This is a genomic window from Serratia odorifera, assembly GCF_041448735.1.
GTDB classification, from domain to species: domain Bacteria; phylum Pseudomonadota; class Gammaproteobacteria; order Enterobacterales; family Enterobacteriaceae; genus Serratia_F; species Serratia_F odorifera.
Genome location: NZ_JBGMUT010000001.1, coordinates 639,755 through 661,751 on the forward strand (window position 1 = coordinate 639,755; position 21,997 = coordinate 661,751).

The following is a 21,997-nucleotide window of genomic DNA, read 5'->3' on the forward strand; positions in this document are numbered from 1 at the left end:
TTTGTGCCTAGGGTTGTGGTTACCATTTTTAGGCGCAAGGACTTGGCAATGAGCACTGAATACCGTATCAACAGCGAGCGATTAGGGCAGTTTGTGCAGGCTATCTGGCGTCACGCCGGCAGCAGCGCACGTGAGGCCGAACTGGTGGCCGAACATCTGGTGCAGGCCAATCTCGCCGGCCATGACTCGCACGGCGTCGGCATGATACCGAGCTACATGGCGTCGCTCGGGCAAGGCCAGCTGCAACTGAACGCGCATGCCAGGCCAGTGAAAGACGCTGGCGCCGTGTTGACGCTGGACGGCGGTAAGGGGTTTGGCCAGGTGGTGGCCAGCGAAGCGATGGAGCAGGGTATCGAACGCGCGCGGCAACTGGGGCTGGCGGCGGTGGCACTGCACAATGCGCATCACGTTGGCCGCATTGGCCATTGGGCGGAACAGTGCGCGGCAGCCGGCTTTATTTCCATCCATTTTGTCAATGTGGTCGGTGACCCGATGGTAGCGCCCTTCGGTGGCAGCGATCGGCGGTTTGGCACCAACCCGTTTTGTGTCATTTTCCCGCGTCCGGGCAAAACGCCGTTGCTGCTGGATTTTGCCACCAGTGGTATCGCCTTCGGCAAAACCCGGGTGGCGTACAACAAGGGCCTGACGGTGGCGCCTGGCTATCTGATCGATAATCAAGGGCGACCGACCAGCGAGCCGAAGGTGATGCATGAAGCGCCGTTCGGTTCGCTGCTGGCCTTTGGCGCCCATAAGGGCTATGCGCTGGCAACGATGTGCGAAATCCTCGGTGGCGCGCTATCCGGTGGGCGCACGACCCATGACGAGACGTTGAAGGCTGCGGGTAACGATGCGATTACCAACTGCATGACGACGCTGATCCTCAATCCGGATGCTTTTGCCGCACCACAGATGCAGGCCGAAGCGCAAGCCTTTATCGACTGGGTGAAAGCCTCGCCGGAAAGCAGCGACGTACCGATTCAGGTGCCGGGGGAATGGGAGCAGGCTAACCGTACAGCACGGCTGGCTGACGGTATCCCGATTGACGGCAACACCTGGCAGCAGATTTGCGCCGCCGCCCATCAGGCCGGCATGCCGTCGGATGAATTGGAGCATTATCGGGGGATGGCGAGCGAGGAGCCACACTGACGGTGTGGAGAAATGCCCCTCTGCATCTAGAGAGGGGCATCCGGTTAATCGTTGAAGTACCAGTAGCCGCTGTTAACCAGCGTGGTCAGCAACGCCAGGAATGACGGATCGTCGATCGCCTCACCGAGCATGGCGGCATCGACGCTGAAGTGTTGGCACAGTGCGTCAGCGGCCTGCTGCTGTTCGGTGTCAATCAGTTCCCCGTTGACGAAACAGCGATCGCCAACGCGCAGTACGCGCAGCCCGCCCAGGCGTTGCAGCGCTTCGCCCTGTTGCAGTAGCTCGTAGATATCGCCGGCCTGATACGGCGGCTCCGGCGGCGCAACGTCCAGCTCATGGCGCGATTGCGAAATGAATTCACCAAACCACTTTTCGAAATGTTCAGGTTGTTGCACCAGATCCAGCATCATCTTGCGCAGCGCATCCACTTCCTGCGGCAGCACCGTTGCCGGTTGATCGCGCAGCGTGATGTCTGGATCGCCGTAGCGCTGGCTGCCCAGTTCACGCGCCAGTACGTAATCGGCAAAGCCGCTCACCAGTTCGCGACCGTTGGGGGCGCGGAAGCCGACGGAATAGTTCAGTGCGTTCTCCAGCGCGTAGCCTTCATGCGGGAAACCCGGTGGAATGTACAGAATATCACCCGGTTCCATTTCTTCGTCGATGATCGCGTCAAACGGCGCCACCTGGAGCAGGTCGGGGTGGGGACAGTGCTGTTTCATGGGCACTTTTTCACCCACGCGCCAGCGGCGACGGCCGGTGCCCTGAATGATAAACACGTCGTATTGATCGAGGTGTGGTCCCACGCCGCCGCCGGGTACCGAGAAGGAGATCATCAGGTCGTCCATACGCCAGTCGGGCAGTTGACGGAACGGGCGCATCAAGGCGCTGGAAGGCTCGTGCCAGTGGTCGACCGCCTGTACCAGCAGCGACCAGTTGTTTTCGCCCAGATGGTCATAACTTTCGAATGGCCCGTGTGCCACCTGCCAGCGTCCGTCCTGATGGCTGACCAAACGGCTATCCACTTCGTTTTCCATTGCCAGCCCAGCCAGCTCATCCGGGGAGATCGGATCGATAAAGTTTTTGAAGCCGCGCTTCAGAATTACCGGACGCTTTTGCCAATAACGTTGCAAAAAGTCGTTCCAGTCCAAATCTAATTGATAATCCATAGTCTATTCCAGGATAGAGGAGTGAGCGTGACAGGGATTATAACGGAAGTCAGGCCCGTTGGATCGGGGCCTGAGCAACAGAATTCACTCGTTGTGGTGGGAATCGTGCTGGCGAGCGAAGGTGACCATCATGCGCGCGCCGCCGAGTGGACTGTCGCTGATGGTAATACTGCCGTCGTATTGTTCAATGATTTCCGCCGCCACGGACAGCCCAAGGCCCTGGCCGGGACGCAGGGTATCAACGCGCTGACCACGTTGGAATATCAGACTGCGTTTGCTTTCCGGAATGCCAGGGCCGTCGTCGTCGATAACGAGGGTGAGATTTTTGTCAGAGTGGAGTGAAGTGATCTCGACAAATTCGAGGCAGTATTTGCAGGCATTTTCCAGTATGTTGCCCATCACTTCCATAAAGTCGTTTTTCTCGCCGACAAAGGTGATTTCCGGCGAGATATCCAGCGTGATCGCCACGCCTTTACGTTGATAAACCTTGTTCAGCGCCACCGTCAGGCCGTCGAGCAGTGCGGGTACCGAATGGATTTCGCGCGTCAGCACCGTCTGACCCGAGTTGATGCTGGCGCGGTGCAGATAGTAGCCGATCTGTTGTGAAATACGGCTGATTTGCTCCAGCATGATGGGTTCGGCTTCTTCGATGGTGGTTTGCTTGCCGGAGCGCAGTGAACGCAACGTGGTCTGCAAGACCGCCAACGGCGTTTTCAGGCTATGGGTAAGATCGGACAGGGTGGTGCGGTACTTGGTATAGCGCTGGCGCTCGTTACGCACCAGAATGTTCAGGTTGCGTACCAGACCGCGCAGTTCGCTGGGTGGGTTTTCATCCAACTGTTCGCGCGCACCGTTTTCCAGTTCGCTGACCTGATTGATCAGCGCTTTAATCGGCCGCAGGCTCCAATAGGCTGCCAGCCACAGCAACGGCACCACCAGCAGCAGGTTGGCCAATAGTACGTAGCTGAACCATTCCCATACCACGTCAGAGCGTTGCAGTTCCTGTGGGATGGAATCCACCACCACGATGGTCAGTGCGGGCAGCCGTGCGGTTGCCGCGTATTTATTGACCGCTACCGAGTGCGTCAGCGCGTTCTGATCGGTATCGTCATAACGTTTCAGCTGATCCTGGGCTTTGGGGTTATCGCCGAGCACTTCGCTACTGACGTGCGTATCGGTGTCAATTTCATAAAACCCCGCTTCCTTCAGCCAGTCGCGCTGGATCAGTTTTTCCAGTTCCGGCACCTGGCGCTGGCTCCACAGCAGTTTGCCCTGTTCATCATAGATGAACACCAGCGTCGGCGAATTGATGTCGATATCCGGCGGTATGGCGATGGTCAGCTTTTGATCTTTCCACTGCGCCAGGCTGAAGAATAAATTGCTCTCGCCGCGCAGCAGGCGGAAAGCGGTCTTGTCGAAACTGACGATATAGCCGACCACCGCCACCAGGCCATAGGACAGCGACAGCGCCAGAATGACTCCGGCGGTTGCCATCAGGAAACGCGCGCGTAGCGAGAACGGTTTTTTATCCTTGTTGAACATTATGCTCACTTGGTATCGAAACGATAACCCTGACCGCGCACCGTAGTGATGACTTCCTGCGGATATTCAGCCTGTAATTTTTTGCGCAGACGCCCCATCAGTACGTCGATGGTATGGCTTTCGCGCAGCTCGGCGTCTGGATACAGTTGCAGCATCAGTGAATCTTTGCTGACCACTTTGCCGGCGTTGCGGATCAGCGTTTCGATGATGGTGTATTCGAACGCGGTCAGCTTGATCGGCCGATCGTTGACGCTCAGCTCACGCCGCGACAGATCGATCTGGAACGGCGGCAGCACGATCACCTGCGACGCCAGGCCGCTGTTGCGGCGCATCAGCGCCTGCATGCGGGCGATGACTTCTTCCAGATGAAAGGGTTTGGTGACGTAGTCGTCGGCGCCGGCTTCCAGCACTGCGACCTTGTCCTGCCAGCTTTCACGGGCGGTGAGTACCAGGATCGGCAGTTTCACCTGATGTGCGCGCCAGCGGCGGATCAGGCTCATGCCGTCTTCGCCGGGCAGGCCGAGGTCGACAATCGCAATGTCCGGCGCATGTTCCTGCAGAAAGTAATCCGCTTCTTTGGCATCTTCGGCGGCGTCAACCTGGTGACCCATTTCGCGCATTTGTACAGAAAGGTGATGGCGCAGCAGACCGTTATCTTCAACAACCAATACTCGCATAGAGCAGACTCCTGTTTACGCGCGGGTGAAGCTCCGTCGCCTAAATTATAAAGGTATCACGCATTTAAGCATGCTTTTACTGCCTGATTATCCGCAATAACCGATAAACGCTTGATAAACAGCCCGGACGTGAAGATAAACCAAACTTAAACAACGGTCGACTGCATGAAATGTGAGCAAGATCGTTGCAAAAAAACAAAGGTATTATTAAGGTATTGTATAGGTATCTTATTGATGCCAACACCAGGGTATTTCACCGCCGACCCGCTTGCATGCGGCCAGGCCAGTTAGCCAGTAAGGATATAATAATGAAACGTCCTCACCTGAAGCTGTCTGTCATGATGTTTATCGAGTGGTTCATCTGGGGCGCATGGTTCGTCCCGCTATGGCAATACCTCAACAAATTGGGCTTTACGCCAGGTGAAATCGCCTGGTCCTACAGCAGCACGGCGATTGCGGCGATCCTTTCGCCGGTGCTGGTCGGGGTGATTGCCGACCGCTATTTCGCTGCGCAGAAAGTGCTGGGTTGGTTGCACCTGGCCGGCGGTATTCTGATGTTCATCATCGCCTGGCAGACCGAGTTTTCTCGCTTCTTCCCGTTGCTGGTGGTGTATGCCATTACCTATATGCCTACCGTGGCGCTAACCAACAGTATCGCCTTCGCCAATATTGGCGATGCCGAGAAGGAGTTTCCGCGCATTCGCGTGCTGGGCACCCTCGGCTGGATTGCCTCCGGTCTGGTGATCGGCTTTTTGCTGCCGCCGCTGCTGGGCATGGGCAATATCTCCGACACCAATCAGCCACTGATCATTACCGGTATCGCCGCTATCTGCCTCGGGTTGTACAGTTTCCTGCTGCCGAATACGCCGGCACGCGGCACCGGGCCGGTGGATGTCAAAGCGCTGCTGGGGCTGAATGCGCTGGGATTGTTGAAAGATCGCTCGTTCGCCACCTTTGCGCTGTGCTCGTTTCTGTTTTGCATGCCATTGGCGTTTTATTACCAGTTTGCCAATGGCTATCTGACCCAGGTCGGATTGCCCGATGCCACCGGCTGGATGACGCTGGGACAGGTATCCGAAATTTTCGCCATGCTGGCCTTGCCGCTGCTGCTTAAACGCTACGGCATTAAAAAGGTGCTGATGCTGGGGTTCGTTACCGCCGCGATCCGCTACCTGTTCTTTATCTATGGCGGCACCGCTGACGTTTGGGCATACAGCATGCTGTTCCTCGGCATCTTGTTACACGGCGTCAGCTACGATTTCTATTTCGTCACCGGCTACATCTATGTGGATAAAAAGGCACCGGCGCATATGCGTACCGCGGCGCAGGGGTTGATCACGCTGATCTGCCAGGGGCTGGGCAGTTTTATCGGCAACTGGCTAGGAGGGCAGGCGATGACCACCTTTGCGCTGCAACAACCGCGTGACGGCATGACCTTTGACTGGTTTGCGGTGTGGGGTGTGGGAGCGGCGATGGTGGTGGCGGTGATGCTGCTGTTCCTGCTGTTTTTCCGCGAGCGCAACCACAGCATCACGCCGATCAATGTGACTCAGCCTTAAACCACCGGCCGGGCCTGATGCCCGGCGATGACAACGATTCAGGAGCAACAACCAATGAAGCCATTAACCCCGCAACAACGCGTCGTAGGCGCGCTTTATGGACAGATGTTGGGCGACGCGCTCGGCATGCCGTCAGAGCTGTGGCCGCGTGAACGGGTAAAGCAGCATTTTGGCTGGATTGACCGTTTTCTTGATGGTCCGGCGGAAAATAGCGCCGCCTGCTATTTCCGTGCGGCGCAATATACCGACGACACCTCAATGGCGTTGGCGCTGGCCGACGCGCTGATCGAGGCTGACGGCGAGGTCGTGCCGGAACTGATTGCCCGCAACGTGATCCGCTGGGTCGACGATTTTGACGCATTCAATAAAAACATTCTCGGCCCCAGTTCCAAACTGGCATTAGGCGCGCAGAAAAAGGGCACGCCGATTAGCGAACTGGATAACAACGGCGTCACCAATGGCGCGGCGATGCGGATTTCACCGCTTGGCTGCGTGTTGCCTTCTGCACCGCTGGACGATTTCTGCCAGCAGGTATGGTTGGCCTCCAGTCCGACGCATAAATCGGACATTGCCGTTGCTGGTGCGGTGGTGATTGCCTGGGCGATAGCCAAAGCGGTCGAGGGCGTCAGTTGGGCGGAGATTCGCCTGGCATTGCCGGGGGTTGCGGATTATGCCCAGCGCCGCCACAGCACCACCTTCAGCGCTTCGCTGGCGGCACGTGTTGAACTGGCCTTGCAGGTGGTTGATAGCTCGACCGGCACCGAGCAGGCGTCCGAGCGCATTTATCAATTGGTCGGCGCCGGCGTCAGTACCATCGAGTCGGTGCCGGCGGCGCTGGCGATGGTGGCCTTGGCGGATACCGATCCCAACCAGTGTGCGATTCTCTGCGCCAATCTGGGTGGCGACACTGATACCATTGGCGCGATGGCCACCGCCATTTGCGGTGCGCTGAACGGCATTGACGCCTTTGATCAACGCCTGTTGGCGCAATTGAAGCAGGTCAATACGCTGGATATTCCCGCTTATGCACAGGCGTTGCTGCGGCTGCGGCAAGCTCGGCAGGAGGGCCAATGAACAGGGCACGGCACGATTTACTGTTAACGCTGACGCAGGGCGGTTGGCATCAGCAATCGCCGGTGACGCTGATCGGTGCAGCGGTGATGGACATGGTGGTCAGCGCCGAGGCGCTGCCGCAGCGGGGTGGCGATGTTGCCGCGCAGATGCAGGGGTTCCATCTCGGCGGCTGCGCGTTAAACATTGCCGTAGCGCTGAAGCAACTGGGCATTGTCAGCCGTAATCTGCTGCCGCTGGGCGAGGGCATGTGGGCCGATCGACTGCGTGGCGAAATGGCGCAGCGCGGGGTGCACTCCGATCTGGCGGTGGGCGGCGAGGATAACGGTTGGTGCATGGCACTGGTGGAGCCGGACGGCGAGCGTACGTTCATTTCCATCGACGGTATAGAAAACCGTTGGCAAACGGCGTGGCTGCAGGACGCGGCGCCGCAAGGTGGGCTGGTATACCTTTCCGGCTATCAGTTGGGATCGGGGGGCGGCGCGGTACTGCTGCAGTGGATGCAGCAACTGCCTGCCACGGTGCGGGTGGTGCTGGATATTGGCCCGCGCATCGATGTGATGCCGGACGATTTGCTGCAACGTCTGATTCGTCCCGGCGTGCTGTTGACGCTAAACCAGCGCGAAGCGCAACTGTTGGGGATGGGCGAGGATATTGAAGGCTTCTGTCGGCAGCTGTGGCAACGTACCGGGCAATGGGTGGTGGTGCGTTTTGGTGACCAAGGCGGGTACTATTACGCCGAGCCGGGCGAATGCGGCTGGGTAGCGGCCAGGGCGGTGACGGTGGCCGACAGCATTGGCGCTGGCGACAGTCATACTGCCGGTTTGCTGGCCGGGTTGGCATTGGGGCTGACACCGCAGCAAACCATGCTGCTGGCCAACAGCATTGCCGGTTATGTGGTTTCACGCCCTGGCGGAGATTGCGCGCCGACGCTGGCGCAACTGCTGGCCAGCGAAGCCGGTTAATCCTCGCTGATAAACTCGTACATGTCGCTGCGGCAAAAGCTCTCGCTGTATTCTATCGGTTTCTTCTGCCGATCAAACAGCGTTTGCTTGATGATCAGCAGCGGCATGGGATCTTTCAATTGCAGGGTGCGCTGGGTTTCTTCATCGGTCATTGCCGCGCTGACCTGGCTGCGCAGCGACCCCATTTCGACGTTGTTGAGGCGGAAATAGTCATACAGCGACAGGCCGATATCTTCAACGTTGGCGATAGCCTCCGCCACCACATAAGACACCGCCAGCGACATCGGTTTCCCGTCGATAAAGTGAATGCGTTTGAGTTTATAAACGGCGGTATTTTCTGCCAGCGCCAGCTTTGCCGCCAGTTGGCTATCGGCAACCACGCGTTCGCGGCTGATCCACACCGTATCGGGCCGTCGCCCTTGCAGCATGACCTCGCGTGAAAAGCCTTTTACATCCGCCAGCGAATAGGCCAGCTTGGCCTGTGGCGAGGTTTGGCGAATAAAAGTGCCATAACCGCGTGAACGGCCAATAATGCCGTCCTCCTCCAGACAGGCCAGCGCCTTGCGCACGGTAATGCGTGAAATGCCCAGCCGATCGGTGAAATGACGCTCGCTGGGTAAGAAGTCCCCTTCGCTCAGCACACCCTGTTCGATCGCCTGGCGTATTGACGCGTTAAAACGCAGATAGAGCGGCATGGCACCCGCGCTGCTCAGATCCTGCTGTAGTTTATCCAGCAGACGCTGGTTGGTTTCCATGCTCATAACCGGCCGAAATCCTGTTGCCTCAATACGATATGTCTTATTTAAGGTGATTTTACCCCGTGGCGCAACAGCCAGCGTGAGTGAAATCTGGCGAGAATCCGCGCAAAACGGTGGCGGCACTGGTAAGTTGATGCGCATGACGGGAAAATGCTCCTAACAGATTGATGCTGCGCCGGTATTCACCTGCGCTTTGAGACCGATTACATGAAGCAGAATGAGCATGCCACGCTGGGCTCCGCCAACGAGATCGAACTCGCTACGGCAAAGATTAAACCGCTGCTCACACGCCTGCGTCGGCAGCGAATGACCTTGAAAGCGGCGTTGCACCTGGCTATCAGGCAATTGGTAACCGCAGGCGAACTGAAAACGCTGAGCCGGCTGCCCCCCAGCCGCCGACTGGCCAGCGCACTGGGCATATCGCGCGATACGGTCGAACTGACCTACGCCCAGTTAGAGGCCGAAGGGTATCTGGCTCGAACGGTTGGGCGCGGCAGTTTTGTCAGCTACCGCAACAGCCCGCTGATTGGCCGTGAGCTATTGGCCGCCGACGCCACCGCTCAGGCTAGCCTGACTGAACAGGCGTTAAGCGCCAGCGGGCGCGTGTTGCTGGTTAGTGGCTATACGCCACATGCCGGCCTCGTTGGCGCGCTGACCCCGTCGGCGCCGGATCTGCGGCAGTTCCCGATCGACAACTGGTTGCAGTTGGAAAAGTCGGCGGTGCGACATCACACCGAACAGCTTTTGGGCTATGGCGATCCTCAAGGGCTAGTGGCGTTACGTAGCGAAATTGTCGACTACCTGCGGCGGGAGCGGGGGGTAAAAGCCACCGCGGAACAGGTGGTGATCGTCAGCAGTTCGCAGCAGGCGCTGTCGTTGTGTACCCAGGTGTTGTTCAACGCCGGTGACGCGGTGTTCGTTGAGGAACCGGGCTATCAGGGAGCAAAAAAGCTGGTGTGCGCTGCCGGTCTGCGTGCTATCCCGATTGAGGTGGACCCGCGGGGGATCAACGTCGACCAACTGGTGGCAACCCGGCCGAGTGGTCGAGGTGTGTATGTTACCCCTTCGCACCACTACCCGTTGGGGCACTCGCTGGATATCGATCGTCGATTAGGCTTGCTGGCATGGGCGCGCCAGGAAAATGCCTGGATCATCGAAGATGACTACGATTCCGAATTTACCTACCACGGCATGCCGACGGCTTCGTTGCAGGGGCTGGATCAGCATCAGCGTACCCTGTATATCGGCACCTTCAGCAAGACCCTGTTTCCGGGTTTACGGCTGGGTTTTATCATTGTGCCGCCCTCCTTGATTATTCCGATGGTGGCAGCCAAGCAACTTCAGGACGGCTGTACCGCGACGCTGTCGCAGGCGACGCTGTATGCCTTTTTACGATCGGATGGTTATACCGAGCATTTAAGAAACATGCGCCTGCTGTACAAAGCCCGCCTGGACATTTTATTTGCCGCGGTCAATCAATACCTCGCGGCGTGGACACGGCCGCATTTGCCGCAAGGGGGGTTACAGCTGGTCTGCCCGCTGGTCGACGCGGCAACCGAGCGCAGGCTGGTGGCCGCCGGTGCCGAACAGGGGATCCGGCTGTACGGCCTGGCGGATTTTTATACCGACACCCCCGGGCAGGGCGCATTGGTGCTGGGTTTTGCCGCCTATACGCCGAGCGAAATCGTGCAATTTATCAAACGACTGGCACAGATATTTGCCGCCCTGCCTATGCCGAAGAACCGCTAAAATTGGTCTGCCCGCCGTGATGGATTGGTCGGTACTCTGCGCCTGGCCGCCGGTGTACTCTGCGCTTATTCAACAGACGTTGTGTAACTGGAGTGACAATGAGTTCAATAGATCGGGCAGTACAAATACGCAGAGTTCACCATGACGATCGGGCGCAGTGGCTGGCTTTATGGCAAGGCTATCTGCATTTCTATCGTGCAGAGGTAAGCGACAGCGTCAGCGAAGAGACATTTGTCCGCCTGACCCGCGAGGAGGCGGTTTATGGCCTGGTGGCGCAGGATCGGGACGGCAGATTATTGGGGTTGATGAATCTGATCTTCCACCCGTCGACCTGGAGTTCACAGGGATATTGCTATATCGAAGATTTGTATGTTTCACCCGCTGCGCGTGGACAAAAAGTGTCTGAACAGCTGTTCGAACAGGCTTATCGATTAGCGGATCAGCGTCAGTGCGACCGCGTTTACTGGATGACCCAGGAATATAACGCGCCGGCGCGCTCGCTGTACGACAAAGTGGGCAATCGCAGTTCATTCGTGGTTTATAACCGCTAACGACTGAGGAAGAGATACGGATGGCAATCAATCATTATGGCCAGCCGATAGGCGAAGCGCTAACCGACTGGCAAGCCGTGAACAGGCCTGACGCGCTGGCACTAAACGGGACTTTTTGCCGATTGGTGGCGCTGGATGCGCCGCGTGACTACCGCGGACTATTCGATGCTTATCAACGGGCGGCGGATGACCGTGACTGGACCTATTTACCGGCGGAGCGGCCGGACAGCCTGCAAGCGATGCTGCAGCATTTGCAGGCGCTGCAAGCGGATCCGTCACTGGTGTCTTATACGGTATGCGATCCCGTCAGCGGCGAACCGCTGGGTACGGTGGCATTGATGCGCATCGATCCCGCCAACGGCGTGCTGGAAATTGGTCATGTCAATTGGTCACCGGCGATGAAACAGCGCCCCAGCGCCAGCGAAGCCATTTTCCTGCTGCTGCGCTACGCCTTCAATCAGCTAGGTTATCGACGCTGCGAATGGAAATGCGACAGTCTTAACGCGCCGTCGCGACGGGCGGCACTGCGCTTTGGTTTTGTCTATGAAGGGCAGTTTAAATGTGCGATCGTGATTAAAGGGCGCAACCGTGATACCGACTGGTTTGCCATCACGCGCGACCGCTGGCCAACCATCGAGCGTGGGTTTGCACGCTGGCTGGCGGCGGATAATTTTACCCCAGACGGGCAGCAGAAAACGCGGTTGCAGGCCTTGTTCGATTAACTCGCCAGCATCCGTCTTGTACCACCGCTAGCCGGCAGCAAGGCGATGGCGAACATAAAAAAAGCGACCCGCTGAGGTCGCTTTTGGCTGTCTGCGAACGGCTTACTTCAGTTCATCAACCATGGTGGTGGCGCGACCAATGTAATTGGCCGGCGTCATGGCCTTCAGACGGGTTTTTTCTTCTTCCGGCAGTTCCAGGCCGTCGATGAATGCCTGCATGCCGGCGGCATCAACGCGTTTGCCACGCGTCAATTCCTTCAGTTTTTCATAAGGTTTTTCAATGCCGTAACGGCGCATAACGGTCTGGATCGGCTCGGCCAGCACTTCCCAGTTGTGATCCAGTTCATCCAGCAGATGTGCCTGGTTTACTTCCAGTTTGCTGATGCCTTTCATGGTCGCCTGATAGGCGATCAACGCATAGCCCAGGCCGACGCCCAGGTTGCGCAGCACGGTGGAGTCGGTCAGGTCACGCTGCCAGCGCGAAACCGGCAATTTGCTTGCCAGGTGCCCCATCACGGCATTAGCCAGACCCAGGTTGCCTTCGGAGTTTTCGAAGTCGATGGGGTTAACCTTGTGCGGCATGGTGGAGGAACCGATTTCGCCGGCAATGGTTTTTTGCTTGAAGTGATTCAGAGCAATGTAACCCCAGATGTCGCGGTCGAAGTCGATCAGAATGGTGTTGAAGCGCGCGACGCAATCAAACAGCTCGGCAATATAGTCATGCGGTTCAATCTGCGTGGTGTATGGGTTCCAGGTAATGCCCAGCGAAGTGACGAACTCTTCGCTGAAACGGTGCCAGTCCACTTCTGGATAGGCCACGATGTGTGCATTGTAGTTGCCGACCGCGCCGTTGATTTTGCCGAGGATCTCGACCTGTTCCAACTGACGGAACTGGCGGTCCATGCGGTAGGCGACGTTGGCCAGTTCTTTACCGACGGTGGACGGCGTAGCCGGCTGACCGTGGGTACGGGACAGCAATGGAATGTCGCGATATTCCTGTGCCAGACCTTTGATCGCGTCGATGATCTTGCGCCAGAACGGCAGCACCACGTCCTGACGTGCGGTGTTGAGCATCAGCGCGTGGGACAGGTTGTTGATGTCTTCCGAGGTACAGGCGAAGTGAATGAATTCGGAGACTGCGTGCAGCGCAGGCACTGCCGCTACCTTTTCCTTCAGGAAATACTCTACCGCCTTCACATCGTGATTGGTGGTGCGTTCGATAGTCTTGATGCGCTGCGCGTCTTCTTCGCTGAATTCGGCGACGATCTGGTCGAGGTAAGCGTTTGCGTCGGCGTCAAAAGCGGGAACTTCCTTGATTTCTGCGCAGGCTGCCAGTTTTTGCAGCCAACGTACTTCAACCTGTACGCGGAATTTCAGCAAGCCGAATTCGCTGAAAATAGTGCGCAGTGCGCTGACTTTATCACCGTAGCGTCCGTCAACGGGTGAAACGGCGGTCAGTGAGGATAATTCCATCGGTAGCAACTCCTGGGATCGATTAACAATGAGCAACGATATTTTGCGCCTGTTTGAACAGACGATTACGAGAAAACATTAATTGCAGACGGCTGCCGCCAACCTGCTGCCACAGTACCGCGGCGCGAATGCCGGCCAGCAGCGTGGCGCGAACCTTGGCCTGCACCTGGGTATTTTGCAAAATGGCCGGTGAACCCGTGACCTGGATGCGCGGCCCCAGCGGGCTGACCACGTCGACATAAATGCCGGCCAGGGCGCTGACAATGGTTTCGGATTCCAAATCAAAATGCGCCAGTTGGCGTTCCAATTGATCGAGACGTTCGCCCAGCGTGTTCATGGCCTGCTTATTGGCGTTGAGTTTGCGCTCAAGCACCATCAGGCTGATGGTGTAGCGCGTCAGTTCCGCGCCAGGGCCTTTATTATTGGCATTCAGCACGCCCATCAGCGTTTCAAGGCCAACCTTCAGGTTACACTCTTCACCGCCGAATACTGCCAGGGTTGAGGACGGATTCATTTGCAACAGACTGTTCAGCGAGGTATGCAACGCGTCGCGGTCACACTGGCCTTCATGCGCCAACTGTTGCACCAGACGCGCGGCCTGGCTGATCCCGGCCATCGCCAGCGTAATGTCATAATAATTCTTCGCCACGAATACTCCTGTAAACGCTGTTAACGGTACATGGCTTACGGCTAAAGGGTTTTGTGTATCGGGAAACGACGTCGCGGGCTCGGGGCCACAATGGCTGGCCGCAGCAGTCACAACGATGACAACGAATGTCACGGATCATGCCACAAAACGTCGGTTAAACCCAGTGCCAAAACGCAGGCTGCGATGCATCGACGTCCGGGGGCGAAAGGGTGGTTGAATAGTAGGCAAAACAGGTGCCATTCGGCACCCGTTGACGGGATAATTACGCTTGAGGCAGCGGCAGGCGCTGTTCGATGATGCCGCCGCCCAGGCAGATTTCACCCTGGTAAAACACCGCAGACTGGCCCGGGGTGACCGCGGCGACCGGCTCGTCGAAACGTACCTCGATACGCTCGGCGTCGATCGGCGTTACGGTGCATGCCAGATCCTGCTGACGATAGCGGGTTTTTACCGTGCAACGCAGCGGTGCGGTTAACGGCTGGCGATCGACCCAGTGCAGTTGTTGGGCAATCAGTCCCACCGACATCAGACGAGGGTGGTCGTGGCCCTGGGCGACGACCAACTGATTATTGGCAACGTCTTTATCCACGACGTACCACGGATCTTCGCTGCTGTCTTTCATGCCACCAATGCCCAACCCCTTGCGCTGACCGAGGGTGTGATACATCAAACCCTGATGTTCACCGATGGTTTGACCGTCGACGGTGACGATCGGGCCTGGTTGCGCCGGCAGATAGCGGCCGAGGAAGTCGCGGAATTTACGCTCGCCGATAAAGCAGATGCCGGTGGAGTCTTTTTTCTTGGCGGTGACCAGTTCCAGCTGTTCGGCAATACGCCGCACTTGCGGTTTTTCCAGCTCGCCCACCGGGAACAGGCTTTGCGCGACCTGCTCGTGGCTAAGGGTATACAGGAAGTAGCTCTGATCTTTATTGCCGTCGACGCCGCGCAGCAGGCGGCTTTTGCCGTCAACGTCCTGGCGGCGCACATAGTGACCGGTGGCGATAAAATCGGCCCCCAGATCTTCGGCGGCAAACTCCAGGAACGCTTTGAACTTGATTTCCTTATTGCACAGGATATCCGGGTTTGGCGTGCGACCGGCCTTGTACTCTTCCAGGAACAGTTCGAATACATTGTCCCAGTATTCAGCCGCAAAGTTTACCGTGTGCAGCTCAATGCCGAGCTTGTCGCACACCGCTTGCGCGTCGGCCAGGTCTGTCGCGGCGGAGCAGTATTCTTCGTCATCGTCCTCTTCCCAGTTCTTCATAAACAGCCCAGCGACCTGATAGCCCTGTTGCTGTAACAGATAGGCAGTAACGGAAGAGTCGACGCCGCCGGACATACCGACGATTACTTTTTTCTGGCTGTTGTCTGACATGGGGATCTCACGAACTTGAACACGAACCGTGCTGGTAAAAAACAAGCGCAGGATTTTACCACGATGCTGCCCGGCGCGCACGGCACATATTGTGCGCTAGAACGGCCAGTTAAAACTGCCGACCAGCGACAGCGGGTAGCGTTCCGGTTGCAGGTAACAGCGCAGGCTTTCCGCTACCAGCGGCGAACGCAGGTTGGGCGCGGTTAAAATCTGCTCGGCGCTCAGCCAATGGCAACGGTCGATGTCGGCATCGTGCGGTTCGGTTGGCAGCGTTTGCGCCAGTTCAATGGCAAAGCAAAAACGCAGAAACGGCGTACGGTCCGGGGCGATCCATTGATGCAGTTTAAGGAATGACTGCGGTGCAGCGCGGATGCCGGTTTCCTCCCACAGTTCGCGTTCAGCCGCCTGGATCAGCGTTTCATCGGCTTCCAGGTGGCCAGCCGGCTGGTTCCACAATGCCTTGTTGTTTACCGTTTCTTCAACGATCAGAAACTTGCCGGCGGCATGAACCACGCAGGCGACGGTGACGTGCGGTTTGAACATGACGGCTCCTTACAGCGGTTTATCGATATGCTGATAAATGGCATCCAGTTCGGCGATGCGCGTGGCGTAGCTGTTACTCAGACAGTTGACGTCATTGCCGCAGCGATTGCGCTGCGCCAGCCAACGGGTTTGGTCGTCCTGCATATTGCCACGCATGCCCATGGCAAACAGGCCGCGCAAAAACTGGTATTTGGTGGCCATTTCTACGTCTTTATCGCTCAGCGAGCGGCTGGCGCAGATGGCGCGCTCATCGGTTGCCGTCGCCTGGCGACAGTCGAAACTGGCAGCCTGCGCGCCGGCGACGCACAGTAGCGTAGACAACATCAGCGGAAGGGTTTTTCCCATAGCGGCGACTCCTTGTAGGATTACAGCGACTCGATAAGTTTCCATTCGCCGGGCTGGAGTTCGCCCAGCGCAAGCTCTCCCATACTGTAGCGAATCAAACGCAGAGTCGGAAAGCCGATATGCGCGGTCATGCGCCGTACCTGGCGGTTTCGCCCTTCATACAGGGTTATTTTCAACCAGCGGGTGGGGATGGCCTTCCGCTCGCGGATCGGAGGATGGCGTGGCCACAGCCAGGTCGGCTCGTCCACCAGCTCGACGCCGGCAGGCAGGGTCGGCCCGTCTTTCAGCGTCACCCCGGCACGTAACGGTGCCACATCGTCGTCTTGCGGCGCGCCTTCCACCTGCACGTAATACACCTTGCCGGTGCGTTTGCCCGGCTGGGTCAATTGCGCCTGCAGCTTGCCGTCGTTGGTCAATACCAGCAGGCCTTCGCTGTCGCGATCCAGTCTCCCGGCGGCGTAGACGTCATTGAAAGGGATGAATTCCTTCAGCGTGGCGCGGCCGGCTTCGTCGGTAAACTGCGGTAATACGTCGAACGGTTTGTTGAATAATATCACCCTGCGCGGCCCGTGCATGGCGGGGCGTTTGGCGGGCTTTGGCTGGCTGAATCGTTTAACTTGGTGATTTTTAACAGGGAATTTAGTCATAACGGTTGTGCTGGCAAATGATAGGCGCATTATAGCCGAATCCGTTTCGGATTGGCGCGGGTAGAATATTCGAGTAGTATTGACACGCATCTTACAAAGCATTAACAAAAATTGCGCTTGAAGGAGAGGTTGATGGAAAGCAAAGTAGTTGTTCCGGCAGAAGGTAAAAAGATTACGGTCGATGCCCAGGGTAAACTGGTTGTTCCGCATAACCCGATCATTCCGTTCATCGAAGGCGACGGTATTGGCGTTGACGTAACCCCTGCCATGATTAACGTGGTTGATGCTGCAGTAAAAAAAGCCTACCACGGCGAGCGTAAAATCTCCTGGATGGAAATCTACACCGGTGAAAAATCCACTCACGTTTACGGGAAAGACGTGTGGCTGCCGGATGAAACCCTGGATCTGATCCGTGATTACCGCGTTGCCATCAAGGGCCCACTGACCACGCCAGTCGGCGGCGGTATTCGTTCCCTGAACGTGGCGCTGCGCCAACAGCTCGACCTGTATGTCTGCCTGCGTCCGGTGCGTTACTACCAGGGCACGCCAAGCCCGGTTAAACACCCGGAACTGACCGATATGGTGATCTTCCGCGAAAACGCCGAAGACATCTACGCCGGTATCGAATGGAAAGCGGGCTCTGCCGAAGCAGACAAAGTCATCAAGTTCCTGCGCGACGAAATGGGCGTGAAGAAGATCCGCTTCCCTGAGCAGTGCGGTATCGGCGTCAAGCCGTGCTCGGAAGAAGGCACCAAACGTCTGGTGCGTGCGGCCATCGAATACGCGATCGTCAATGACCGTGATTCCGTGACGCTGGTTCACAAAGGCAACATCATGAAGTTCACCGAAGGTGCCTTCAAGGATTGGGGCTACGAGCTGGCGCGCGAAGAGTTTGGCGGTGAACTGATTGACGGCGGCCCATGGCTGAAGATCAAGAACCCGAACACCGGCAAAGAGATCGTGGTTAAAGACGTGATCGCCGATGCGTTCCTGCAGCAAATCCTGCTGCGTCCGGCAGAATACGACGTGATCGCCTGTATGAACCTGAACGGTGACTACATTTCCGATGCTCTGGCGGCACAGGTTGGCGGTATCGGTATTGCCCCTGGCGCCAACATTGGCGACGAATGCGCACTGTTTGAAGCAACCCACGGCACGGCGCCTAAATATGCCGGTCAGGATAAAGTGAACCCAGGTTCAGTGATCCTGTCTGCTGAAATGATGCTGCGTCACCTGGGCTGGTTCGAAGCGGCTGACCTGATTGTTAAGGGCATGGAAGGCGCCATCGCTGCCAAGACCGTGACCTATGACTTCGAGCGCCTGATGGAAGGCGCTAAGCTGCTGAAATGTTCAGAGTTTGGCGACGCTATCGTTAAACACATGTAATGGTGTTTAAGCGTTAAATGATAACGGGAACCTGATGGTTCCCGATTTTTATTATTCAAACTGCAACGGTTATCAAAACATTATCAAAATAAGTTATCAAAACTTGGCTATTTTGGCATTTTTGAGAGTATCAATTTAAAGGATGATTTCAGTCTAAACCATAAGAATCGGTTAGTCCCGTTCGCAAATTACTTGTTTGCTTAAACAAAACCAGTAACTTCACAAGTCAAGTTTGAAGGGCAGTTTTGAGCGATCAGCGGACGCTGAAAATCTTATGAGGCTGTCGTTTAACAATGAATGTTCCTGGAAGTGCTAAAGCTCAGGAATAAGAAATACATCAAAAATGTTTAGGATATGAAGACAGGACATTTTCAACAGGCCAACATTCATTGGCCTCTCAAATCATTTAGGACACAAGGCTTACAGCTGAGTGATACGCGTATCTGCGATGGTTTCCGCGAAATGTTTCCCAAATAAGTCTGCAGGCGTCTGGAAACCAGGCTTTGCATCTCCCGCCAGCACTCTTCGCGCTGCCTCCGCTGCGGCTATCGCAGTAAAACTATATCCATTAACCGTGTCTAGCAGCATTTGTACTGTCTTTCCTTCAGCGTCTACTATTTCGGCAACAGCCTGGTAACGACTGCTTTCACGCTCTCTTGCTGAAGGGCCTTCGGGTAATGTAGATAAATCCCCTTGTGGAAACCCAATCCCACTAACGTGTACAAATGTAGAGATGTCAGGGATGCCCGTTGTTTTCCAGACAGTGACCAGGTCCGGCAGGGTTACTGGAAAACATTCTCGTGCACCACAGCCAAAATCAAAAGATCTCAGTTCGCCGGGATCCTTTGGCACCAGCTGTCCATTGAGTCTTATGAGACATTCAGGCGATACATTCTCCATCGCGCTCACAGCTGAGCCCCGTGACATTGATCCGGCCACGTTCAGTGCCAGAGAAATGCTTACAGGATACTTTACCCGTTCTGCGGCATGTAATGCGAGGCACCCCAGCATTGCTACCGATCCTCCACATCCCGGTAGCAGCATAACGCCTGCAGCGCTCGCATCCTCATCATAGGCTTCAGCCAGCCTGTAACTGTCCTGTTCTGCGGCAATATCGAGATAGTGAATCTTATTGCGTACCGCTGCGTTTATCAGGGCATCAGCAGTGTACGCAAAAGGCCCTGCGCAGTTGAGCAATACCGTAACATTTGCCAGCGCCTCATCTATTTCAGACGGATTTTCAAGAGAGAAGACTTTGTATGGTAAGTTCAGCTCACTGGCCATAGCGACAAGTTTATCTTCACTGCGGCCTGCAATAGTCACCGGTATGCCCGAATCTAATGCGTGTTGAACAATCATGCTTCCTGTATACCCGGTAGCGCCATAGATCATCATAGTTTTCATATTCATCCTGTGTAACAGTGCACCCGTTATGCTGGTTTAGCATCTGAGTTCATATAGTAAGCGTGTACGGCTTATGGATTGTGTTGCCAGCTTTTATAGACAAACTCAATGCTATATCCGTCTGGGTCTCTGACTTGGGCTGCGTAATAACGGGGGTCATAATGCTTCTGTGCTCCCGGTGGGTGAATTTCGGTTGCACCAGCAGCAAGAGCTTCAGCATGCGCCGCGTTAACCATGGACTCCGATTCTGCGATGAAACCTACATGGACAGCATCAGCGCAAACAGTCCCCTGCCTGAGCCAGAAAAATATCCGGCCATTTGCACCGAATCCTTTGAGGTTAGGGTGTCTGTGAGGCCCCTGCGCACCGTCATAGTCATGGCGGTTTACGATGCCAAGAACAGGCAGTACGCGCTCATAAAATGCGATTGAACGTACAGGGTCACTGACTGAGATAAAAATATGATCAAGCAAAATAATTTCCTTTATCAGACGTTATAACCACCCGCAACCTCGATTGACTGCGCATTGATCCAGCCCCCATCGTCCGTCAGCAAAGAGGCAATCACCCGAGCGACTTCATGAGGCTCACCAACGCGCCCCAGCGCAGTTTGTGAAGCGAGCAGAGATTCAAATTCGTCATTAAGCCCACCGCCAAGTTCAGTGCGGATGGGGCCAGGTGATATTGCATTCACTCTAATCCCGCGTTCGCCAAATTCCTTCGCCATATAGCGACTCAGGACTTCAAGCCCCCCCTTAAATGCTGCGTAAGGGGCGACACCAGCGGTGGCGACACGCGTGGTAGCGCTTGTGATATTGACAATGCATGAGTCTCTGCGCAGAAGAGGCAGCAGCTTCTGTGTCAGAAAGAATGGCCCCTTGAGATGCACATTCATCAAGCCATTAAATTGCTCCTCAGTTACGGCTTCAATGGGGTTAAAGAGTCCGTAGCCGGCGTTATTAACGAGGCCATCAAGACCTGTTGTATTCCATTGTGCTTTCATCACCCGCTCAAGTGTAGCTCGGAACTCATCAAAACTACCGACGTCGCCAACATTCAGCTTCATAGCAATGGCTTTACCACCGGAGGCTTGGATGCTCTTGACAACAGATTGCGCTGATTCAGCCTGGTTGTTCCACGTCAGAATGACGCCAAATCCACGCCTTGCACACTCGATCGCTGTGCTGGCACCAATTCCCCTGCTGCCCCCGGTAATCAGAACGTGTTTCATGATTGCTCCTGTAAGTGAAAGAATACGCTACACAGGTTACGCACCGGGATTATCGCTGGCTTATGCGATCCTCTTTGATTGTTGCCCGATTCTGCTTTTATGTTGTTGTCGGTAACGGGGACGTGTTATCAATCGCTGATGGAAAATAAATTACGCGAACTACGAGAACTGGCATCCGGGGCCGTAAATCAGCGGACAGAGACGGGAATTCCCCGGGTAGCAATGGTGCAGGGAGAAATTCCTGAGCACAGACTTTCTGCTGTTTATGAGCCTATGATTAATCTGATCCTGACAGGTTCAAAAAGCATGACTGTCGGCGGAAGGACATTAAACTACAATCCAGCTACTTATTTTGTCATGTCAGTAGACTTACCCGCAGTAGGAAATGTGTTCCCTGATAACGTTACCAATGCACCTTATCTGGCTGTCAGCCTGACGCCCAAGCCTGAAATTATTGCCGATCTGCTGGACAAGATTCCCAGCACTGGTGACGCTTATCTCTATCATTCAGGATTTTCAGTAGCGCCAGTCACCCGGGAATTACTGGATGCATGGATTAGAATGCTTACCCTTATCAGAAAGCCTGATGAAATTTCCGCTCTGGCTCCGGCGTATGAACGGGAAATTCTTTTTCGTGTACTACAGGGCCCTCTTGGATGGATGCTAAGGGAGATCGCAACGCCTGAAACCCACCTTGCAAGGATTTACAAGGTGATCAGCTGGATTAAGACAAACTACACACAAGCCATACGTGTAGAGGATCTGGCTGAAATGGCAGCGCTTAGCGTGTCCGCTTTTCACCGCCACTTCCGAGCCATAACTGCCCTAAGTCCCGTGCAATACCAGAAACAAATTCGCCTAATGCATGCCCGGCTTAAGCTCGCCACATCGGGCGAAAATATTATGAATGTCGCGCTATCGGTGGGCTATCAAAGCCACACTCAGTTTAGTCGGGAATACGCAAGACAATTTGGATTACCGCCCTCAGCTGATTTGAAAAAAATCTCCCTCTGCCATGCCCGCAATTAGCGAAATGTG

22 protein-coding genes are annotated in these 21,997 nt (G+C 55.9%); 9 read left to right on the forward strand and 13 right to left on the reverse strand.

The annotated features are described in order from the left end of the window. The first annotated feature begins 48 nt into the window (after positions 1 to 48). A complete protein-coding gene (locus ACCC84_RS02955; RefSeq protein WP_371901514.1) occupies positions 49 to 1,146 on the forward strand; it encodes a malate/lactate/ureidoglycolate dehydrogenase in 1,098 nt (365 codons plus the stop codon). A gap of 44 nt (positions 1,147 to 1,190) precedes the next feature. Here the strand turns inward: ACCC84_RS02955 and ACCC84_RS02960 are convergent, their stop codons facing one another. From ACCC84_RS02960 to phoP, 3 genes are all read right to left on the reverse strand, one after another. Continuing rightward, positions 1,191 to 2,312: a ribosomal protein uL16 3-hydroxylase gene (locus ACCC84_RS02960; protein ID WP_004964176.1), complete on the reverse strand. Its 1,122-nt coding sequence runs from the start codon at positions 2,310 to 2,312 to the stop codon at positions 1,191 to 1,193. 84 nt (positions 2,313 to 2,396) lie between these two features. Beyond that, positions 2,397 to 3,854 carry a two-component system sensor histidine kinase PhoQ gene (gene phoQ / locus ACCC84_RS02965; RefSeq protein ID WP_004964174.1) on the reverse strand — a complete coding sequence of 486 codons (1,458 nt, stop codon included), beginning with the start codon at positions 3,852 to 3,854 and terminating at the stop codon, positions 2,397 to 2,399. Between the two features lie 5 nt (positions 3,855 to 3,859). Then, positions 3,860 to 4,531 carry a two-component system response regulator PhoP gene (gene phoP, locus ACCC84_RS02970; protein ID WP_039992198.1) on the reverse strand — a complete coding sequence of 224 codons (672 nt, stop codon included), beginning with the start codon at positions 4,529 to 4,531 and terminating at the stop codon, positions 3,860 to 3,862. Positions 4,532 to 4,839: 308 nt separating this feature from the next. On the opposite strand from phoP, the gene ACCC84_RS02975 reads away from it, so the two are divergent. From ACCC84_RS02975 to ACCC84_RS02985, 3 genes are read left to right on the forward strand one after another with little or no spacing between them, the layout of a single operon-like run. Beyond that, positions 4,840 to 6,090, forward strand: coding sequence for a nucleoside permease (locus ACCC84_RS02975; RefSeq protein ID WP_039992197.1), 1,251 nt, complete (start codon positions 4,840 to 4,842; stop codon positions 6,088 to 6,090). A gap of 54 nt (positions 6,091 to 6,144) precedes the next feature. After that, the gene (locus tag ACCC84_RS02980) at positions 6,145 to 7,164 is read left to right on the forward strand and encodes an ADP-ribosylglycohydrolase family protein (protein ID WP_039992195.1); all 1,020 of its coding nucleotides are present in this window, start codon (positions 6,145 to 6,147) and stop codon (positions 7,162 to 7,164) included. Then, the gene (locus tag ACCC84_RS02985) at positions 7,161 to 8,126 is read left to right on the forward strand and encodes a PfkB family carbohydrate kinase (protein WP_198772684.1); all 966 of its coding nucleotides are present in this window, start codon (positions 7,161 to 7,163) and stop codon (positions 8,124 to 8,126) included. Before ACCC84_RS02980 ends, ACCC84_RS02985 begins: the two co-directional genes overlap by 4 nt. On the opposite strand, the gene ACCC84_RS02990 is transcribed toward ACCC84_RS02985, so the two are convergent. Further along, positions 8,123 to 8,887 (reverse strand): GntR family transcriptional regulator, encoded by a 765-nt coding sequence (locus ACCC84_RS02990; RefSeq protein ID WP_004964159.1) that lies wholly within the window; start codon positions 8,885 to 8,887, stop codon positions 8,123 to 8,125. The genes ACCC84_RS02985 and ACCC84_RS02990 overlap by 4 nt on opposite strands. Positions 8,888 to 9,091: 204 nt before the next feature. Between ACCC84_RS02990 and pdxR the strand changes: the two genes are divergently transcribed. The 3 genes from pdxR to ACCC84_RS03005 all read left to right on the forward strand — a co-directional run bounded on the left by pdxR (position 9,092) and on the right by ACCC84_RS03005 (position 11,906). Then, positions 9,092 to 10,633, forward strand: a complete 1,542-nt coding sequence (pdxR, locus tag ACCC84_RS02995) for a MocR-like pyridoxine biosynthesis transcription factor PdxR (RefSeq protein ID WP_004964155.1) — start codon at positions 9,092 to 9,094, stop codon at positions 10,631 to 10,633. 98 nt (positions 10,634 to 10,731) lie between these two features. Continuing rightward, positions 10,732 to 11,184 carry a GNAT family N-acetyltransferase gene (locus ACCC84_RS03000; RefSeq protein WP_371901515.1) on the forward strand — a complete coding sequence of 151 codons (453 nt, stop codon included), beginning with the start codon at positions 10,732 to 10,734 and terminating at the stop codon, positions 11,182 to 11,184. Between the two features lie 20 nt (positions 11,185 to 11,204). Continuing rightward, positions 11,205 to 11,906 carry a GNAT family N-acetyltransferase gene (locus ACCC84_RS03005; RefSeq protein ID WP_004964150.1) on the forward strand — a complete coding sequence of 234 codons (702 nt, stop codon included), beginning with the start codon at positions 11,205 to 11,207 and terminating at the stop codon, positions 11,904 to 11,906. A 102-nt stretch (positions 11,907 to 12,008) separates the two neighbouring features. Here the strand turns inward: ACCC84_RS03005 and purB are convergent, their stop codons facing one another. From purB to rluE, 6 genes are all read right to left on the reverse strand, one after another. Then, positions 12,009 to 13,379: an adenylosuccinate lyase gene (purB, locus tag ACCC84_RS03010; protein ID WP_004964146.1), complete on the reverse strand. Its 1,371-nt coding sequence runs from the start codon at positions 13,377 to 13,379 to the stop codon at positions 12,009 to 12,011. A 22-nt stretch (positions 13,380 to 13,401) separates the two neighbouring features. Beyond that, a complete protein-coding gene (hflD, locus tag ACCC84_RS03015) occupies positions 13,402 to 14,028 on the reverse strand; it encodes a high frequency lysogenization protein HflD (protein WP_004964144.1) in 627 nt (208 codons plus the stop codon). A gap of 262 nt (positions 14,029 to 14,290) precedes the next feature. Continuing rightward, complete coding sequence (mnmA, locus tag ACCC84_RS03020) at positions 14,291 to 15,403, reverse strand: tRNA 2-thiouridine(34) synthase MnmA (RefSeq protein ID WP_198772683.1); 1,113 nt, start codon at positions 15,401 to 15,403, stop codon at positions 14,291 to 14,293. Positions 15,404 to 15,499: 96 nt separating this feature from the next. Continuing rightward, positions 15,500 to 15,946: an NUDIX hydrolase gene (locus ACCC84_RS03025; RefSeq protein ID WP_004964137.1), complete on the reverse strand. Its 447-nt coding sequence runs from the start codon at positions 15,944 to 15,946 to the stop codon at positions 15,500 to 15,502. A gap of 9 nt (positions 15,947 to 15,955) precedes the next feature. Then, positions 15,956 to 16,291, reverse strand: coding sequence for a lysozyme inhibitor LprI family protein (locus ACCC84_RS03030; protein ID WP_004964134.1), 336 nt, complete (start codon positions 16,289 to 16,291; stop codon positions 15,956 to 15,958). Between the two features lie 20 nt (positions 16,292 to 16,311). Further along, the gene (gene rluE, locus ACCC84_RS03035; protein WP_004964131.1) at positions 16,312 to 16,938 is read right to left on the reverse strand and encodes a 23S rRNA pseudouridine(2457) synthase RluE; all 627 of its coding nucleotides are present in this window, start codon (positions 16,936 to 16,938) and stop codon (positions 16,312 to 16,314) included. Positions 16,939 to 17,070: 132 nt separating this feature from the next. Between rluE and icd the strand changes: the two genes are divergently transcribed. Next, positions 17,071 to 18,324 carry an NADP-dependent isocitrate dehydrogenase gene (icd, locus tag ACCC84_RS03040; protein ID WP_198772682.1) on the forward strand — a complete coding sequence of 418 codons (1,254 nt, stop codon included), beginning with the start codon at positions 17,071 to 17,073 and terminating at the stop codon, positions 18,322 to 18,324. A gap of 420 nt (positions 18,325 to 18,744) precedes the next feature. Here icd and ACCC84_RS03045 read toward each other — a convergent pair whose 3' ends face one another. From ACCC84_RS03045 to ACCC84_RS03055, 3 genes are all read right to left on the reverse strand, one after another. Next, on the reverse strand, positions 18,745 to 19,728 hold the full coding sequence (locus ACCC84_RS03045) for a saccharopine dehydrogenase family protein (protein ID WP_371901516.1): 984 nt from the start codon (positions 19,726 to 19,728) through the stop codon (positions 18,745 to 18,747). Positions 19,729 to 19,799: 71 nt separating this feature from the next. After that, entirely contained in the window at positions 19,800 to 20,201 is a 402-nt protein-coding gene (locus ACCC84_RS03050; RefSeq protein ID WP_371901517.1) for a VOC family protein, read from the reverse strand. A gap of 14 nt (positions 20,202 to 20,215) precedes the next feature. Further along, a complete protein-coding gene (locus tag ACCC84_RS03055; RefSeq protein WP_371901518.1) occupies positions 20,216 to 20,959 on the reverse strand; it encodes an SDR family NAD(P)-dependent oxidoreductase in 744 nt (247 codons plus the stop codon). A 138-nt stretch (positions 20,960 to 21,097) separates the two neighbouring features. On the opposite strand from ACCC84_RS03055, the gene ACCC84_RS03060 reads away from it, so the two are divergent. Beyond that, positions 21,098 to 21,988: an AraC family transcriptional regulator gene (locus ACCC84_RS03060; protein ID WP_371901519.1), complete on the forward strand. Its 891-nt coding sequence runs from the start codon at positions 21,098 to 21,100 to the stop codon at positions 21,986 to 21,988. Positions 21,989 to 21,997: the final 9 nt, after the last annotated feature.

Excerpts from the sequence above, each read along its gene's own strand:
- ACCC84_RS02985 (WP_198772684.1), top strand. The coding sequence starts at position 7,161 with ATGAACAGGGCACGGCACGATTTACTGTTAACGCTGACGCAGGGCGGT.
- ACCC84_RS03025 (WP_004964137.1), bottom strand. The coding sequence starts at position 15,946 with ATGTTCAAACCGCACGTCACCGTCGCCTGCGTGGTTCATGCCGCCGGC.
- icd (WP_198772682.1), top strand. The coding sequence starts at position 17,071 with ATGGAAAGCAAAGTAGTTGTTCCGGCAGAAGGTAAAAAGATTACGGTC.
- ACCC84_RS03045 (WP_371901516.1), bottom strand. The coding sequence starts at position 19,728 with ATGAAAACTATGATGATCTATGGCGCTACCGGGTATACAGGAAGCATG.
- ACCC84_RS03055 (WP_371901518.1), bottom strand. The coding sequence starts at position 20,959 with ATGAAACACGTTCTGATTACCGGGGGCAGCAGGGGAATTGGTGCCAGC.
- ACCC84_RS03030 (WP_004964134.1), bottom strand. The coding sequence starts at position 16,291 with ATGGGAAAAACCCTTCCGCTGATGTTGTCTACGCTACTGTGCGTCGCC.
- ACCC84_RS02955 (WP_371901514.1), top strand. The coding sequence starts at position 49 with ATGAGCACTGAATACCGTATCAACAGCGAGCGATTAGGGCAGTTTGTG.
- purB (WP_004964146.1), bottom strand. The coding sequence starts at position 13,379 with ATGGAATTATCCTCACTGACCGCCGTTTCACCCGTTGACGGACGCTAC.
- ACCC84_RS02960 (WP_004964176.1), bottom strand. The coding sequence starts at position 2,312 with ATGGATTATCAATTAGATTTGGACTGGAACGACTTTTTGCAACGTTAT.
- phoQ (WP_004964174.1), bottom strand. The coding sequence starts at position 3,854 with ATGTTCAACAAGGATAAAAAACCGTTCTCGCTACGCGCGCGTTTCCTG.
- ACCC84_RS02980 (WP_039992195.1), top strand. The coding sequence starts at position 6,145 with ATGAAGCCATTAACCCCGCAACAACGCGTCGTAGGCGCGCTTTATGGA.
- ACCC84_RS03060 (WP_371901519.1), top strand. The coding sequence starts at position 21,098 with ATGGAAAATAAATTACGCGAACTACGAGAACTGGCATCCGGGGCCGTA.
- ACCC84_RS03000 (WP_371901515.1), top strand. The coding sequence starts at position 10,732 with ATGAGTTCAATAGATCGGGCAGTACAAATACGCAGAGTTCACCATGAC.
- ACCC84_RS02975 (WP_039992197.1), top strand. The coding sequence starts at position 4,840 with ATGAAACGTCCTCACCTGAAGCTGTCTGTCATGATGTTTATCGAGTGG.
- pdxR (WP_004964155.1), top strand. The coding sequence starts at position 9,092 with ATGAAGCAGAATGAGCATGCCACGCTGGGCTCCGCCAACGAGATCGAA.
- mnmA (WP_198772683.1), bottom strand. The coding sequence starts at position 15,403 with ATGTCAGACAACAGCCAGAAAAAAGTAATCGTCGGTATGTCCGGCGGC.
- phoP (WP_039992198.1), bottom strand. The coding sequence starts at position 4,531 with ATGCGAGTATTGGTTGTTGAAGATAACGGTCTGCTGCGCCATCACCTT.
- ACCC84_RS02990 (WP_004964159.1), bottom strand. The coding sequence starts at position 8,887 with ATGAGCATGGAAACCAACCAGCGTCTGCTGGATAAACTACAGCAGGAT.
- ACCC84_RS03005 (WP_004964150.1), top strand. The coding sequence starts at position 11,205 with ATGGCAATCAATCATTATGGCCAGCCGATAGGCGAAGCGCTAACCGAC.
- rluE (WP_004964131.1), bottom strand. The coding sequence starts at position 16,938 with ATGACTAAATTCCCTGTTAAAAATCACCAAGTTAAACGATTCAGCCAG.